The sequence below is a fragment of the Paracoccus sp. R12_2 genome, assembly GCF_017744015.1.
Lineage (GTDB): Bacteria > Pseudomonadota > Alphaproteobacteria > Rhodobacterales > Rhodobacteraceae > Paracoccus.
Map to the genome: position 1 here is coordinate 301,153 of NZ_JAGHRA010000003.1, position 14,502 is coordinate 315,654.

Here is a 14,502-nt window from a genome sequence, read left to right on the forward strand (position 1 = left end):
CGCCGGAGGACCCATTTTGGGCAACGCACGCAACCTGGCCTTCTGGGTCGTCCTGTTCCTGATGATTCTGGCGCTGTTCAACCTGTTCAGCGACGGAACCGCGACGATGAACAGCCGCCAGATCAGCTATTCCGACTTCATCGAACGCGTGGACAACGATCAGGTCTCGGCGGTGACCATCGACGGCGAGGACCTTCAGATCACCGGCAGTGACGGTCAGCAATATGTCTCGGTCCGGCCGCAGGGCGAGGAAATCGCCGACAAGCTGATCGCCAAGAATGTCGAGGTGAAGGTCGTCAAGCAGCAGCAGTCGGGCTTCATGTCCCTGCTGGGTGTCTGGCTGCCCTTCATCCTGCTGATCGGCGTCTGGATCTTCTTCATGAACCGCATGCAGGGCGGCGGCAAAGGCGGCGCGATGGGCTTTGGCAAGTCGCGCGCCAAGCTGCTGACCGAAAAGCACGGTCGTGTCACCTTTGACGACGTGGCGGGCATCGACGAGGCCAAGGAGGAACTTGAGGAAATCGTCGAATTCCTGCGCAACCCGCAGAAATTCAGCCGCCTGGGCGGCAAGATCCCGAAAGGCGCGCTGCTGGTCGGTCCTCCGGGCACCGGCAAGACCCTGCTGGCCCGCGCCATCGCCGGCGAGGCGGGCGTGCCGTTCTTCACGATTTCGGGTTCGGACTTCGTCGAAATGTTTGTCGGCGTCGGCGCCTCGCGCGTCCGCGACATGTTTGAACAAGCCAAGAAAAGCGCCCCCTGCATCGTCTTCATCGACGAGATCGACGCCGTGGGCCGGTCACGCGGCGTCGGCATCGGCGGCGGCAATGACGAACGCGAACAGACGCTGAACCAGCTGCTGGTCGAGATGGACGGCTTCGAGGCCAATGAGGGCATCATCATCATCGCGGCAACCAACCGCAAGGATGTGCTGGACCCTGCCCTGCTGCGCCCCGGCCGCTTTGACCGTCAGATCCATGTTCCCAATCCCGATATCAAGGGCCGCGAAAAGATCCTGTCGGTGCATTCCCGCAAGGTGCCGGTCGGCCCCGATGTCGATCTGCGCATCATCGCACGCGGCACGCCGGGCTTTTCGGGTGCCGACCTGATGAACCTGGTGAACGAGGCGGCGCTGATGGCCGCCCGGATCGGCCGGCGTTTCGTCAGCATGGAGGATTTCGAGAACGCCAAGGACAAGGTGATGCTGGGCGTCGAGCGCCGCAGCATGGTCCTGACCCCCGAGCAGAAGGAAAAGACCGCCTATCACGAATCCGGTCACGCCATCGTCGGTCTGTCGATGCCCAAATGCGATCCGGTCTACAAGGCGACGATCATTCCGCGCGGCGGCGCGCTGGGGATGGTCGTATCGCTGCCCGAAATGGATCGGCTGAATTTCCACAAGGACGAGGCCAAGCAGAAGCTGGCGATGACCATGGCCGGCAAGGCCGCCGAGATCATCAAGTATGGTGAGGAAGGCGTCAGCAACGGCCCTGCGGGCGACATTCAGCAGGCCAGCCAGCTGGCGCGGGCGATGGTCATGCGCTGGGGCATGTCGGACAAGGTCGGCAATATCGACTATGCCGAGGCGCATGAGGGCTATTCCGGCAATACTGGCGGCTTCTCGGTCTCGGCGGCGACGAAGGAGCTGATCGAACAGGAAGTCCGCGACCTGATCGAGGAAGGCTATGTCGAGGCCCGGCGCGTCCTATTGGAGAAGAACGAGGAATTCGAACGTCTGGCGCAGGGCCTGTTGGAATTCGAGACGCTGACCGGCGAGGAGATCGGCAAGATCATCCGCGGCGAGGCGCTGGGGGGCGACGACGACACGCCCGGCAGCGGCATTCCCTCGGTGACGGCGATTTCCAAGGCCGGGAAACCGGCCGCGCCGGGTGGCGATCCCGCCCCTGCCTGACGGTTTTCAGTCAGGATCATGGGACTGAAATGGACGCGGAGGCAGATCGACGGATCGCCTCCGCGTTTCGCGTTTCTGTCCCCTTGTCGGGGCATGCACGGGGCATCGCCGCCTTTCAGACGGCAACGACCACCGGGTGGCCCCGGCATTCCTCGACGGCGAGGCTTGTGTCGAACAGATCGCTCAGATCCCGGCTGGTCATCACCTCGGCCCGGGGCCCGCTGCGGACAAGCTGGCCGTCGCGCAGGCTCAGAACCCAATCAGCGTATCTTGCGGCCATCCCCAGATCATGCAGCACGATCACCACGCCTCGCGCATCCGGGCCGGGCCTGGACAGCGACCACAGCCGGTCCATGATGTCGCGCGCATAGCGCGGATCCAGCGCGGAAAGCGGCTCGTCCAACAGCATCCACGGCGTCGCCTGGGCATACGCCATGGCGACATAGGCACGCTGCCGCTGCCCGCCCGACAGGCTGTCGATGCTGCGCCCTGCCAGTTCCTGCAGGTCGAACTCGGTCAGTGCCGCCTGAACCAGATCCCTGTCATGCGGGCCGGGACGGCCCCGATGATGCGGCCAGCGACCAAAGCCGACCAGATCGCTGACAGTCAGCCGCGGCACGATCATCGGGCTTTGCGTCAGCAGCGCGACAAGATGCGCCCGAAGCTGCGGGCGGGCGGCGGCGATATCCGTATCGCCAACCATCACCCGCCCCTGCGCGGCTGGCAGCAGCCCCGCCATGGCGTGAAGCAACGTCGATTTTCCGGCCCCGTTCGGTCCGATCAGGGCGGTCAATCCGGTCCGGGGAATTCGCGCCTGCAGTCCGTGCAGGACGGTTCGGCCATCGCGGTCGATGCACAGGTCTTCCAGATGGATCATGTCGGGCGCCTTTTCAGGACAAGAACAAGAAACAGGATGCCGCCCGCGAACTCGACCGCGACGGACAGCGTGGATTGCAGCCCCAGCAGTCGTTCATAGACGAACTGTCCCGCGACAAGGATCAGTGCGCCGATCAGGGCAGAGGCGGGAATCAGATAACGATGCTCGTGGCGGCGCATCATCGCACCGGCCAATGCTGCGGCCAGAAGGCCCAGAAACGTCACCGGCCCGGCCAGCGCGGTCGCCACGGCCACCAGAACCGAGATCAGTCCAAGCGTCACCAGCACTAGCCTGTCGTGATCGACCCCCAGCCCCAGTGCGCTGATCCGGCCAAGCAAGGCGACATCCAGCGCCGGCGCCAGTCGCATCGACAGCGCCAGCACGCCGACGAACAGCGGCGCGGCGATGGCCAGCTTCATCGGCTCGACCGCGCCGAATGTGGCGAAGCTGGCCTGCTGCAGGATCGCGAATTCGGACGGATCAAGGATGCGCTGCATGAAGCCTGCAAGACCGCGCATCAATACGCCCAGGATGACCCCGGTCAGGATCAGACGCATCATGTCGTCGGAGCCGCGGCGCAGGACCCAACCGAACAATGCCAACGAGGCGGCGACCAGGCAGGACGCCTCGATCAGAAATTTCGGCACCGCTGCCAGACCGGTATAACCCGTTCCCCCCAGCGTCAGAACAAGCGTCGTCTGCAACAGGATGAACAGCGAATCGAACCCGACGATTCCCGGTGTCAGCAGCCGGTTCGCGGCAACGGTCTGGAACATGACGGTCGCCGCGCCGACCGACGCGCCGACCAGCGCAAGGGAAAGCAGTTTGGTCCCGCGCAGCGACAGGATGAAACCGTAGGGCGCACGCAGCCCCCACAGCAGGAACAGCGCCACCGCCGCCAGCAGCAGCAGGACCAGCAGGGCCAGCCGCCAGCGCATCATCGCGATCCGGCGGGTCGCGGCGCCGCGTGGATCAGCCACAGGAACAATCCGGCCCCGGCGACCGCGACGATCGTCGAGGCCGGGATTTCATAGGGCCAGCGGATCACCCGTCCCAGAATGTCCGCGGCCAGCAGCAGCCCGCCCCCTGCAACCGCGATCAGCGGCAGGTTCGCGCGAAGATTGTCACCACGCCAGCGCGAGACGATATTGGGCACCACCAGCCCCACGAACGGCATCGATCCGACCGTCACCACCACCGCCGCGATGGTCGCGGCCACGATGCAAAGCGCCACCAGCATCGTCTGACGGGCGTTCAGGCCAAGGCTGGTCGCGTGATCCTCGCCCATGCCCAACAGGGTGATCCGGTCGGCAAAGAAATACAGCACACCGGCAAGCCCCGCGATCAGCCAGAGAAGCTCGTATCGCCCGCGCAGCACACCCGAGAATTCGCCGGTCTGCCAGACACCCAGATATTGCATCAGATCCGCGTTCCACGCGAACCAGGTCGCAGTCGACCCCAGGATGCCGCCCATGCCGAACACGCCGCCATAGATCAGCCCGACCAGGGGCAACAGCATCGGATCCTGTCGGGGCACGTGCCGGGCCAGCAGCAGGAACACCGCCATTCCCGCCATCGCGGCGACCGAGGCTGCAGCCATCTTGGCCATGATCGGCGCGCCCGGCAGGATCAGCGTGATCGCCAGAAGGCCCAGCATCGCGGCTTCGGGCGTGCCGGTCAGGCCGGGTTCGACCAGACGGTTCTGCACGGCAAGCTGGACCACGGCCCCGCTCAGCGCCAGCCCCGCCCCGGCCAGCAAGGCGGCGGCGGTGCGCGGGATCCGGCTGACCGCGATGACCAGCCCGGTATCCGCATCGCCGCCCAGATCAGCCGCGCCGATGCCAAGGCTGAGCCCGATAAGCAGCAGCAGGCCCATGAAGATGGCCAAACGCATCTCAGCTGTCCGCGGCGGCCGAAAACACCTCGATCATCTGGTCCAGTGTCATCATGGTCGCCTGATAGCCGCCGCCGGACAGATACATCGCGGCACTATCCAGATAGACGATCTGCCCCTTCTGCGCCGCGGTGGTGCCCGCGATCAGCGGATTGTCCAGCGTCGCCGCCGCAGCCTCGCCGCTTTGGCCGATCGCCGCGCCACGGTCGATCACCAGCAGCCAGTCGGGATCGACATCCGCGACGAACTCGAACGAGACAGCCTCGCCGTGATTGGCCGCGGTCATGCCAGGACGAGCCTCGGGCAGACCCAGCCGCTGATGCAGCCAGCCAAATCGGGAATGCGCTCCATAGGCCGAGATCTTGCCGCCATTCGTCATCAGGATCAGGGCATCGCCCTTTCCGGCAACAGCGTTTCTGGCCGCCTCCAACCGCTGCTCAAGCTGCGCTTGCAGCACCTTGGCACGATCCTGCCTGCCAAAGATCGCGCCATATGCGGCCAGCCGGGATTCCGCCTCGGCCACCAGATCCTCGCCCGGAATCGTCATGTCCAGCGTCGGCGCGATGGCTGACAACGCCTTGACCTGACCCTGAGAACGGCCACCGGCCACGATCAGTTGCGGGGCCATCGCCGCGATTGATTCGAAATCTGGTTCGAACAACGTTCCCACCGTCGGGGCCGTCATCGCCTGTGCCAGATAGGCAGGCGGCTTGATGTCGGGGACGCCGTCAACCGTCACGTCCAGCGCGGCCAGCGTGTCGATCGCGGCCAGATCCAGCACGACGACTGGCTTGGGCTGCACCGGGGCGCTGACCTCACCGGCCGCGGTTGGGATCGTGACCTGTTCCGCCACGGCGGAAATCGGCATCGCCAGCGCAAGCATACAGGCTATCGCCTTCATCCTTCGTCTCCTTGCTGAATCGGGTCCGCACGGACGAGGCCGCCAGATTGCCGACTAAAAAACTCGGAAACAAGCAGAATGCAAGGCCTGTCGTCACGATACCGGCCCCACGCAGGGCCAGTATCCCCATCCACATGCCGGTCAGGTGCGCAGGACGCCGCCCGTGGCCTTCTGGACCTTGTCGATGATCTTCTGGCTGACCGCCTCGATCTCGGAATCGGTCAGTGTCTTGTCACGCGGCTGCAGTCGCGCGGTGATCGCGACGGATTTGCGACCGTCCTCAAGCCCGGTGAACTGGTCGAAAACGGTCACGCTGTGGATCAGCGCCTTGTCGGCCCCCTGGGCTGCATTGACCAGCGACAGCGCCTCGACGCCGGGATCGACGACGAAAGCGAAATCGCGTTCGACGGCCTGCAGCTCTGAGATTTCCAACGCCGGGCGCGAGGCGGTCTTGGCCTTCGGGAACGGAATATTCGCGATCCGGATGGTGAAGGCCACGGCAGGACCCTTCACGTCCATCTCGCGCAGCACCTTGGGATGGATCTCGCCGAAACTGGCCAGCAGGTTCGGACCCAGCGCGACATTGCCCGCGCGGCCCGGATGCCACCAGCCATCCAGCTTGCGGTTGATCTGTGCCTTGGCCGGCGCGCCGAGCGTGGACAGCACGGATTCGGCGTCCGCCTTGGCGTCGTACAGATCCACCTTTCGGCGGCTTCCGAACGGATCACGCGGCGCGTTCGATCCGACCAGCAGGCCGGTCAACTGCGTCGCCTGTTCGCCCGGCTCGCCGCCTGCGAAGACCGGACCGATCTCGAACAGTGCCAGATCGGCGAACCCGCGCGCCTGATTACGCGCCGCCGCGGCCAGCAGGCCCGGCAGAAGGTCGGGCCGCAGATGGGTCATCTCGCTGCTGATCGGGTTCTCGACTCGTACGGCATCGCCGCCCCCGCCGAATAGGGCCGCCGCAGCTTCGTCGATGAAGCTGTAGGTCACGCATTCGTTGTACCCCAGCGCGGCGGCCTGCCGGCGCGCCGCCTTCTCGCGGATCTGCAAGGGCGTCAGGATCGGCTTCGGCACACCGGGCTGCGGACGCGGCAGAGGTTTGCCCTCCAGCTTGGTCAGGCTGGCGATACGGGCGATCTCCTCGACCAGATCGGCCTCGCCCAGCACATCGGGGCGCCAGGACGGCACATGCGCCATGTCGTCCGCTAGCCGGAAGCCAAGTGCCTGCAGCGTGGCACGCTGGGTTTCGGGGGAAATCTCAAGGCCGACCAAACTGGTGGTTCTGGCCGGGTCCAGGCGGTAGGCGCGGTCCGTGACCGGAGTCTCTCCGGCGGTCACGATCTCGGACGCCTCTCCACCGCAAAGATCGATCACCATTTGCGTCGCAAGATCAAGTCCATGCAACGTGAAGTTAGGATCGATTCCACGTTCGAAACGATATCGCGCGTCAGAGTTGATCTTCAGCGCGCGGCCCGTCGTGGCGGTGCTGATCGGGTCGAAATAGGCGGCCTCGATGAACACATCCGTGGTGTCGTCGTCGGCACCGGACGCAGCACCGCCCATGATTCCGGCGATGCTTTCGGGGCCGGACTCGTCGCAGATCACGACGGCATGGGCAGGCAGATCATAGGTCTTGTCGTCCAGCGCCACGATGCGTTCGCCCTCGCGGGCGGCGCGCAGGGTCAGGTTGCCCTTGACCTTTGCCGCGTCGAACACATGCAGCGGTCGATTCAGATCGTAAGTGAAGAAGTTGGTGATATCGACCAGCATGTTGATCGGCCGCAGCCCGATGGCCCGAAGCCGTTTTTGCAGCCAGTCCGGGCTTGCGCCGTTGCTGACGCCGCGCACCACACGGCCACTGAAGAACGGCGCCTTGTCAGCGACTTCCGGCTCGATCTTCACGTCGATCGGACATGGGAAGCCCGGCGTGACCTTGGCCTTGGGCACCGGCTTCAGCGTTCCAAGACCGCGCGCGGCCAGATCCCGCGCGATGCCATGCACGCCAAGCGCATCGGGTCGGTTGGGCGTGATCTTCACATAGATCATCGGGTCGATCTTCTCGGGCGCATTGCCGGCCAGCCAATCGACAAATCGCTGCCCGACCTCGCCCGAGGGCAGTTCGATGATGCCGTCATGTTCATCGGACAGTTCAAGTTCGCGTTCGGACGCCATCATGCCATGGCTTTCCACGCCGCGAATCTTGCCTACGCCAAGCGTCACGTCGATGCCGGGCACATAGTCGCCGGGTTTGGCCAGAACGACCGTGATCCCTGCGCGGGCGTTCGGTGCGCCGCACACGATCTGCTTCTCACCCTCGTCGGTCAGCACGCGACAGACCTGCAGCCGGTCGGCATCGGGATGCTGGCTTGCGTCCAGCACCTTGGCCAGCGTGAAGGTCTTCAGCCTGGCGGCCGGATCTGCCACCTCTTCGACCTCGAGGCCCAGATCGGTCAGCGCCTCGGTGATCTCACCCAGGGTCGCGTTGGTGTCGAGATGCTCTTTGAGCCAGGAAAGCGTGAATTTCATGTCGCAACCGTTCGTTCGGGTCCGCGCCCGTCAACCTTTGCCCGGTTCCCTAGCGCATGGCGCGGCGGAATGGTAGGGCGCGCCGCGATTTGGCCCCAAGCGTCCGAGCGGCATTCATCAGAGAACACCATCAGACCGCGCGGCTTGCGGATCGCCCTTGGCGCACTATCTAATGTAAGGGGGCGCAACATCGGCCCCGCAGGATGTGAGGATTGAAGACCGATGAACACGGGCCAGCAACTGTTGATCGAGCAGCGCGTCACGAACGAGGCGAAATCGCCCTTCGTGGCCTACCTGCTGGCGATCCTTCTTTGGGGATTTGGTGCGCACAGATTCTATCTGGGCCGCTATATGAGCGGCTTTCTGATGCTGCTGCTGTGGGGCGTCGGATGGCTGACCGCGCCGATCCTGATCGGCTGGGTGCCCATCGCCTTCGTCAGCATCTGGGCGCTGATTGACCTGTTCCTGATCCCCGGCATGATCCGCGAGGATCAGGCGGTGCTGCGACAGCGCCTGTCCGCAGAAGCCGCCGGCTATCGCTGATCGTGCTCGGGCTGGCTGTCCGCAAGACCTGACTGGTCGATCGGACGCGCCCGCCCGTCGTCATCCAGCGCAACAAAGGTGAAGGTGGCCTGTGTCACCTTCTCGCTGGCTTCTTGTTCCCGCTGCCGACGCCATGCCTGAACACGGATATGCATCGAACTGCGGCCGACCCGGACCAGATCCGCGAACAGGGAAACCTCGTCGCCGACCTTGACCGGGCGCAGGAATTTCATCCCCTCGACGGCGATTGTCGCGCTGCGCCCGCGTGCGGTCAGGGCCGCCACGGTACCTGCGGCAAGGTCCATCTGGCTCATCAGCCACCCGCCGAAGATATCGCCCGCAGGATTGGTGTCGGCGGGCATCGCGATGGTGCGGATCGTCGGGCTGCGGCGCGGCGGCCGGTCCTGCTGCGCGGACTCATCGTCCAGATCGTCCGGTGGCATCACGGCTTCCTTTTGCGTGGCGTCTTTCGATCATCGCGCATTTCGCCATCCGCGCAAGCAATCACGCCTAAAGCCAGTTCTTCCATCGCAGGAAAAGCCAGATCCCGACCGCCGTGCACAACATCATTCCCAGCGCCATGGGATAACCCCATGGCATGTCCAGTTCCGGCATGTTGGTAAAGTTCATTCCATAGATGCTGGCGATCAGCGTCGGCGGCAGGAACAGGGCTGCGACCACCGACAGGATTCGGACCGTGTTGTTCTGTTCCAGATTGATCATGCCCAGCGTCGTGTCCACGGTCAGGCTGACCCGCGATGACAGGAAGTCCGCGTGCACCTCCAGCGCCTGGACATCGCGGAACTGCCCCTTGATGACCGGACGCAGCTTGCCGCTTTCGCTTCGTTCGTCGATGACCGAGATATAGAACGCCAGGATCCGCTCGACCGTCAGCAGCCCCAACCGGACGCGGGCCATCAGTTCGGCCTCGCGGCCCACGATGCTGAGGGCCTGGCGCAACCGATCCGCGCTGCCGCGTCCAGTCCTGCCGGTCCCGCCGGATGTGCGGGCCTCGAAGACACCCGCACTTGTTTCATCCAGCACCCTGCCCGCTCCTTCCAGGATATCCGCAAGCCGGGCGATGATTTCCTCGATCAGGCCCAGAAACAGCCGGTCCGCGGTCCCGCAGCCCAGGGTCGAGCGTTCGGCACGTTCGGGAAATGTCAGGAACGGTCTGGGCGAATGGTGACGAACGGTCACCAATCGCTGCTTTGACAGGATGAAGCTGACCGGCATGGCGGCGCGAACGCCGTCGGCGCGCTCTCCGGGCAGGACGGCGGTCATGTAGTCCATGCCGTTTTCACGATACAGCCGGTTCGAGATCTCGATCTCTTCCATATCGGCCAGGGTGGGAACGTCCACGCCCATGGTCCGCAGCACCGCGATCTCGTTATCGCTTGGCTTGATCAGATCGATCCAGTCGGCTTGGCTCAGATCAGCGTCACGGTCCAGCCGGACGATGCGGCCGTTTCGTGTGGCGTAGGCATAAAGCATTCGTCTCTCCGGTCAGGATGCGCGGGGGCGCGCCTGCCACCCGCCCGTCGGGCCGGGTTGCATCGTTAAACCACATCACGGAAAAGAAAAGACCCGCGTTCGAGACCAATGCGATGGCGCGCATGAAAAAGGGCGCCACCGGGGCGCCCTTGATCGGAAATAATGCAGTGTCTTACGACTTGTCGCTGAAATAGCTGTCGATTTCGCGATCGGCTTCGTCTTTGGAATAGCCGTATTTCTCTTGCAGCTTGCCGGCTAGCTGGTCCTTGTTGCCGTTGATCTGGTCCAGATCGTCGTTGGTCAGCTCGCCCCACTTTTCTTGGATCGTGCCGGTCATCTGCTTCCACTTACCCTGGATAATATCCCAGTTCATGTCGTCCTCCATCGGATACATGTTTCATATGTGAGGAAAACGAACCGCGCGCGGCCGAGGTTCCACCGGGCAGCAAATGTTAGTTCACAAGATCGCCAAGTGGCTGGTCCTCGTCGAAGGCGATCAGGTTTGCCAGCGCGCGCATCGCCATGTCGGTGCGAACCTCGTCAGCCGCGGTCCCCAGATGGGGCAGCAGCGTCGTGTTGGGGGCATCGATCAGCGCCTGCGGGACATGCGGTTCCTTCTCATAGACATCCAGACCCGCGCCGGCGATCGCGCCAGATTGCAGCGCGGCGATCAGCGCCGCCTCATCGACGACATCGCCGCGGGCGATGTTGATCAGATAGCCGTCCGGTCCCAGCGCCTGCAACTCGTCCGACCCGATCATGTGGCGCGTGCCGGCGCCGCCGGGAACCGCGACGACCGCGATGTCGCAGGATTGCAGCGTTTCGTGAAGCCCCGGCATCTGACGCGCGGGAATATCCAGCGATGACACGGTCGAACGATTGTGAAACACAACCCGCATCCCGAAGCCAAGATGGCAGCGTCGCGCGATGGCCTTGCCGATCCGGCCCATGCCGATGATCCCGACCGTCGCCCCGGTAACATGGCCGCCGAGGAACTGCGTCGGCTTCCAGCCCGTCCAGTCTCCAGCGCGCAGGATGCGCTCGCCCTCGCTGGCCCGTCGCATCGTCATCAGGATCAGTGTCAGCGCAAGATCGGCAGTCGCATCCGTCACCACGTCGGGCGTGTTGGTCACGGCCATCCCGGCGGCCCTGGCCGCTGCCACGTCGATATGGTTAAAGCCCGCCCCGAAATTCGCCAGAATCTTGCAGCGCAGATCGTCCCCCTCGAAGGCGCGGGCGGAAAAATCGTCGCCCAGCGTCGGCATGACTGCATCAAAGTCGCGCAAAGCCTGTGCTGCGTCCTCGACGCTCAGCGGCGCGTCGTCGCGGAACTCGGCATCGAAACGCGCGGCGATCGATTTGGTCGCCCGTTCGGTCATCTTGCGTGTCACCAGCAGTTTCATCAGTAAAGCCTCCCCCCATTCGGCACGTCCAGATCCGGCCGGATCAGGACCACCTCACCTTGCTCGTCCGGCACGCCCAGCACCAGAACCTCGGACATGAACCTGCCGATCTGACGCGGCGGAAAATTGACCACGCACAGCACCTGCTTGCCCACCAGAACATCCGTATCGTAGTGCCGGGTGATCTGGGCCGAGGATTTGCGTTCACCCAGTTCGCCCAGATCCAGCCACAGCTTGATCGCGGGTTTTCGCGCCTCGGGAAACGGCTCGGCCCGGGTGATCGTGGCGACCCTGACATCCACCTTCAGGAAATCATCAAAACTGATCGTCACTTTGGATCTTTCCCAAGTTCGCGCCCCCGATCGGTCGCAGCGGCAACGGTGCGCGCCATCAGCGACGGCAGACCCGTGTCAGGATCCATCAGCACATTCAGCCCCGCGGCGGTGGTGCCGCCGGGCGAGGTGACATTCTCGCGCAGGATGCCCGGATCCTCGTCGGCGTCGATGGCCAGCGCGCCTGCCCCGGCGACAGTCATCCGCGCCAGTTCCAGCGCCAGATCAGGCGACAATCCCTGTACCTCACCGGCTTTCGCCATCGCCTCGATCATGTGGAACACATAGGCCGGTCCGCTGCCGGACAGGCCGGTAACGGCGTTCATCTGATCTTCGCTTTCCAGCCTGACTACGCGGCCGACCGCACGCATCAGCGTTTCGGCCAGATCCAGATGGGCGTCGGTCGCGCGCGCGTTGCCGATCATCGCCGAGATGCCCTTGCCGATGGCGGCCGGCGTGTTCGGCATCACCCGGATCACCGGCGTATCAGGAAATGCGGATTCGTAAGTCGCGATCGTGGTGCCCGCCGCGACAGAGACGACAAGTGTATCGTCTAGTCGCGGCACTTCGCCCAGGGCATCCTTCATCATCTGCGGCTTGACGGCCAGCACCAGCACGGCGGGGCTTTCGGGCAGATCCGCGTTGACCCGCAATCCCTTGTCCTGCCATTCCGGTGCCAGTTTCGGATCGATGACGGTGACCGCGCCGGGTTCCAGCCCGCGCGCCAGCCAACCCTTTAGCATCGCGCCGCCCATCCTGCCGCAGCCGACCAGCACCAGACCGCGCGCATTGATATCGTCGAAATCACTCATCCGCTTCCCCCTGTCGGTCATGCGGGGACGCGGGTGGCCCCCATCACGCCCGTCCGTAGGCCTCACCCAGCGCGATGTCCAGCGCGGCGGCCGGATCGGTGTCGCCCCAGCCGACCAGCTGGAACGAGGGGTAGAACCGCTCGCAGCCGATCAGCGCGTTGCCGATCATCTGGTCGATCTGCTCGGCCGAGGCGACGGCTTCTCCGGCCAGCACCAGACCATAGCGCCAGACCATCAGCCGCTGCTGCGCCCAGAAGGTAAAGCCGCCGTCCCAGACCTGATCGTTGGCAAGATTCAGCGTCTCGTAGATCAACGGCAGCCGATCGGCGGGCGGATCCATGTCGAAGCTGCAGATCAGCCGCAACACCTCTTCGCGCGGTGACCAGGCCAGCGTCAGCGAATAGCTGCGCCACTGGCCTTCGACCACCATGGCGATCTGATCGTCGGCCAGACGGTCGAAATCCCATTCGTGATGGGCAGCCACCGCCTCGACGATGTCGATGGGGTGGATCTCGTCGCTGGGGATGAAGTGATCCGTCTGTGCCATAGCCTGCTTCCTGCCTATCTGCGAGAGCGATTCTGACGCCGCTAACCCTTGGTGGCCTCACAACACAGGGCGTGGGTGCCCAAATGTTCCTACCACATATCGTGGGCGTGAATCCGATGGCTGTAAAGTGAAATTTCGTTAACGCGTTGCGTGAAACCCGCGGCTGTCCTACCAGATGCGGCATAGGCACGGATCAGGGGACACAAGATGCACCGCGACCATGGCGGCGATATCGACACGGCCGCAGCCCGATACGGCGAAGGCGCGTGGATCGACCTGTCGACCGGCATCAACCGCAGGCCGTGGCCGGTCGGGGCACTGCCGGATCTTGCCTTTCAGGCATTGCCGACCGGCGCAGCGACCAAAAGGCTGACCCGGGTGGCGGCCGACTGGTTCGGCTGCGATCCGTGCCGCGTCCTGCCTGTGGCGGGCGCCTCGGCGGCGATCCAGATGATCCCGCGCCTGCTGCCGCGCGGGCGCGCCGCCGTCCTGTCGCCCAGCTACAACGAACACACCGCCAGCCTGCGCGCGGCAGAATGGCAGGTCGAGGATGCCCCCGGCATCAGCGACATGGCGGGCGCCGAACTGGCCGTGGTGGTCAACCCGAACAATCCCGACGGCCGCGAATGGCATCCCGCGACGCTGGTCGATCTGGCCAGCCACGTCGGCCATCTGATCGTCGACGAAAGCTTTGCCGATCCCCGCCCCGACCTGTCGATCGCCACCGCCGTACCCGCCAACACGCTGGTCTTGCGCAGCTTCGGCAAATTCTGGGGGCTGGCCGGGCTGCGGCTGGGATTCGTGATCGCCGCCCCGGACCTGCTGTCGCGAATCGCCGACGCCGCCGGGCCATGGTCGGTGAACGGTCCGGCGCTTGAGATCGCGGCGGCGGCGATGTCCGACCGCGCCTGGGCCGACGATGCCGTGGTCTATCACGCCGAGGCCGGGCTGCGGCTGGACCGCATGGCGCTGCGCGCAGGCTGGCGGCCGGCGGGCGGCACCCACCTGTTCCGTCTTTACGAGACGCCAGACGCCAGGGCAGCACAGGACCAGCTGGCACGCGCCCATATCTGGACGCGCCGCTTTCCCTATTCCGACACCTGGCTGCGACTTGGCATTCCCGGCGCGCGCCAGGAATGGGACCGGCTGGCCGACGCGCTGCGCCTGCCCTGACCGGTCTCGCCTCGCGCCGGGGCGCCACCCGACTCAAGGATGTGCCCAATAATCAGGCATATATCCGGAATGCGTGCGGCTTTCCCAC

The 14,502-nt window shown here is 64.7% G+C and carries 15 protein-coding genes; 3 read left to right on the top strand and 12 right to left on the bottom strand.

Features of this window, described 5'->3' with window-relative positions:
- Positions 1–16: 16 nt before the first annotated feature.
- The gene (gene ftsH, locus J7359_RS05800; RefSeq protein ID WP_209055587.1) at positions 17–1,909 is read left to right on the top strand and encodes an ATP-dependent zinc metalloprotease FtsH; all 1,893 of its coding nucleotides are present in this window, start codon (positions 17–19) and stop codon (positions 1,907–1,909) included.
- Between the two features lie 115 nt (positions 1,910–2,024).
- Here the strand turns inward: ftsH and J7359_RS05805 are convergent, their stop codons facing one another.
- The 5 genes from J7359_RS05805 to pheT all read right to left on the bottom strand — a co-directional run bounded on the left by J7359_RS05805 (position 2,025) and on the right by pheT (position 8,110).
- On the bottom strand, positions 2,025–2,786 hold the full coding sequence (locus tag J7359_RS05805; protein WP_209055588.1) for an ATP-binding cassette domain-containing protein: 762 nt from the start codon (positions 2,784–2,786) through the stop codon (positions 2,025–2,027).
- Entirely contained in the window at positions 2,783–3,727 is a 945-nt protein-coding gene (locus tag J7359_RS05810) for an iron chelate uptake ABC transporter family permease subunit (protein WP_209055659.1), read from the bottom strand. Before J7359_RS05810 ends, J7359_RS05805 begins: the two co-directional genes overlap by 4 nt.
- Positions 3,724–4,680: an iron chelate uptake ABC transporter family permease subunit gene (locus J7359_RS05815; RefSeq protein WP_209055589.1), complete on the bottom strand. Its 957-nt coding sequence runs from the start codon at positions 4,678–4,680 to the stop codon at positions 3,724–3,726. The genes J7359_RS05810 and J7359_RS05815 overlap by 4 nt, the downstream gene beginning before the upstream one ends.
- 1 nt (position 4,681) lies before the next feature.
- Complete coding sequence (locus tag J7359_RS05820; protein ID WP_209055590.1) at positions 4,682–5,581, bottom strand: siderophore ABC transporter substrate-binding protein; 900 nt, start codon at positions 5,579–5,581, stop codon at positions 4,682–4,684.
- 141 nt (positions 5,582–5,722) lie between these two features.
- Positions 5,723–8,110 (bottom strand): phenylalanine--tRNA ligase subunit beta, encoded by a 2,388-nt coding sequence (gene pheT / locus J7359_RS05825; protein ID WP_209055591.1) that lies wholly within the window; start codon positions 8,108–8,110, stop codon positions 5,723–5,725.
- Between the two features lie 222 nt (positions 8,111–8,332).
- On the opposite strand from pheT, the gene J7359_RS05830 reads away from it, so the two are divergent.
- Positions 8,333–8,653 (top strand): TM2 domain-containing protein, encoded by a 321-nt coding sequence (locus tag J7359_RS05830; protein ID WP_209055592.1) that lies wholly within the window; start codon positions 8,333–8,335, stop codon positions 8,651–8,653.
- Here the strand turns inward: J7359_RS05830 and J7359_RS05835 are convergent.
- The 7 genes from J7359_RS05835 to J7359_RS05865 form a co-directional block, all read right to left on the bottom strand.
- Positions 8,644–9,096 (bottom strand): acyl-CoA thioesterase, encoded by a 453-nt coding sequence (locus J7359_RS05835; RefSeq protein ID WP_209055593.1) that lies wholly within the window; start codon positions 9,094–9,096, stop codon positions 8,644–8,646. The two genes, J7359_RS05830 and J7359_RS05835, sit on opposite strands and share 10 nt — an antisense overlap.
- 67 nt (positions 9,097–9,163) lie before the next feature.
- Positions 9,164–10,147: a magnesium transporter CorA family protein gene (locus J7359_RS05840; protein ID WP_209055594.1), complete on the bottom strand. Its 984-nt coding sequence runs from the start codon at positions 10,145–10,147 to the stop codon at positions 9,164–9,166.
- A gap of 172 nt (positions 10,148–10,319) precedes the next feature.
- Positions 10,320–10,520, bottom strand: coding sequence for a CsbD family protein (locus J7359_RS05845; RefSeq protein ID WP_209055595.1), 201 nt, complete (start codon positions 10,518–10,520; stop codon positions 10,320–10,322).
- 79 nt (positions 10,521–10,599) lie between these two features.
- Entirely contained in the window at positions 10,600–11,550 is a 951-nt protein-coding gene (locus J7359_RS05850) for a D-glycerate dehydrogenase (RefSeq protein ID WP_209055596.1), read from the bottom strand.
- Complete coding sequence (locus J7359_RS05855) at positions 11,550–11,882, bottom strand: tRNA-binding protein (protein ID WP_209055597.1); 333 nt, start codon at positions 11,880–11,882, stop codon at positions 11,550–11,552. The genes J7359_RS05850 and J7359_RS05855 overlap by 1 nt, the downstream gene beginning before the upstream one ends.
- Entirely contained in the window at positions 11,879–12,694 is an 816-nt protein-coding gene (gene proC / locus J7359_RS05860) for a pyrroline-5-carboxylate reductase (RefSeq protein WP_209055598.1), read from the bottom strand. The genes J7359_RS05855 and proC overlap by 4 nt, the downstream gene beginning before the upstream one ends.
- A 43-nt stretch (positions 12,695–12,737) precedes the next feature.
- Entirely contained in the window at positions 12,738–13,241 is a 504-nt protein-coding gene (locus J7359_RS05865) for a YbjN domain-containing protein (RefSeq protein WP_209055599.1), read from the bottom strand.
- Between the two features lie 207 nt (positions 13,242–13,448).
- Between J7359_RS05865 and cobD the strand changes: the two genes are divergently transcribed.
- Positions 13,449–14,414, top strand: a complete 966-nt coding sequence (gene cobD, locus J7359_RS05870; protein WP_209055600.1) for a threonine-phosphate decarboxylase CobD — start codon at positions 13,449–13,451, stop codon at positions 14,412–14,414.
- The last annotated feature ends 88 nt before the right edge of the window (positions 14,415–14,502 follow it).

Excerpts from the sequence above, each read along its gene's own strand:
- J7359_RS05805 (WP_209055588.1), bottom strand. The coding sequence starts at position 2,786 with ATGATCCATCTGGAAGACCTGTGCATCGACCGCGATGGCCGAACCGTC.
- J7359_RS05810 (WP_209055659.1), bottom strand. The coding sequence starts at position 3,727 with ATGATGCGCTGGCGGCTGGCCCTGCTGGTCCTGCTGCTGCTGGCGGCG.
- J7359_RS05815 (WP_209055589.1), bottom strand. The coding sequence starts at position 4,680 with ATGCGTTTGGCCATCTTCATGGGCCTGCTGCTGCTTATCGGGCTCAGC.
- J7359_RS05820 (WP_209055590.1), bottom strand. The coding sequence starts at position 5,581 with ATGAAGGCGATAGCCTGTATGCTTGCGCTGGCGATGCCGATTTCCGCC.
- pheT (WP_209055591.1), bottom strand. The coding sequence starts at position 8,110 with ATGAAATTCACGCTTTCCTGGCTCAAAGAGCATCTCGACACCAACGCG.
- J7359_RS05830 (WP_209055592.1), top strand. The coding sequence starts at position 8,333 with ATGAACACGGGCCAGCAACTGTTGATCGAGCAGCGCGTCACGAACGAG.
- J7359_RS05835 (WP_209055593.1), bottom strand. The coding sequence starts at position 9,096 with ATGCCACCGGACGATCTGGACGATGAGTCCGCGCAGCAGGACCGGCCG.
- J7359_RS05840 (WP_209055594.1), bottom strand. The coding sequence starts at position 10,147 with ATGCTTTATGCCTACGCCACACGAAACGGCCGCATCGTCCGGCTGGAC.
- J7359_RS05845 (WP_209055595.1), bottom strand. The coding sequence starts at position 10,520 with ATGAACTGGGATATTATCCAGGGTAAGTGGAAGCAGATGACCGGCACG.
- J7359_RS05850 (WP_209055596.1), bottom strand. The coding sequence starts at position 11,550 with ATGAAACTGCTGGTGACACGCAAGATGACCGAACGGGCGACCAAATCG.
- proC (WP_209055598.1), bottom strand. The coding sequence starts at position 12,694 with ATGAGTGATTTCGACGATATCAATGCGCGCGGTCTGGTGCTGGTCGGC.
- J7359_RS05865 (WP_209055599.1), bottom strand. The coding sequence starts at position 13,241 with ATGGCACAGACGGATCACTTCATCCCCAGCGACGAGATCCACCCCATC.
- cobD (WP_209055600.1), top strand. The coding sequence starts at position 13,449 with ATGCACCGCGACCATGGCGGCGATATCGACACGGCCGCAGCCCGATAC.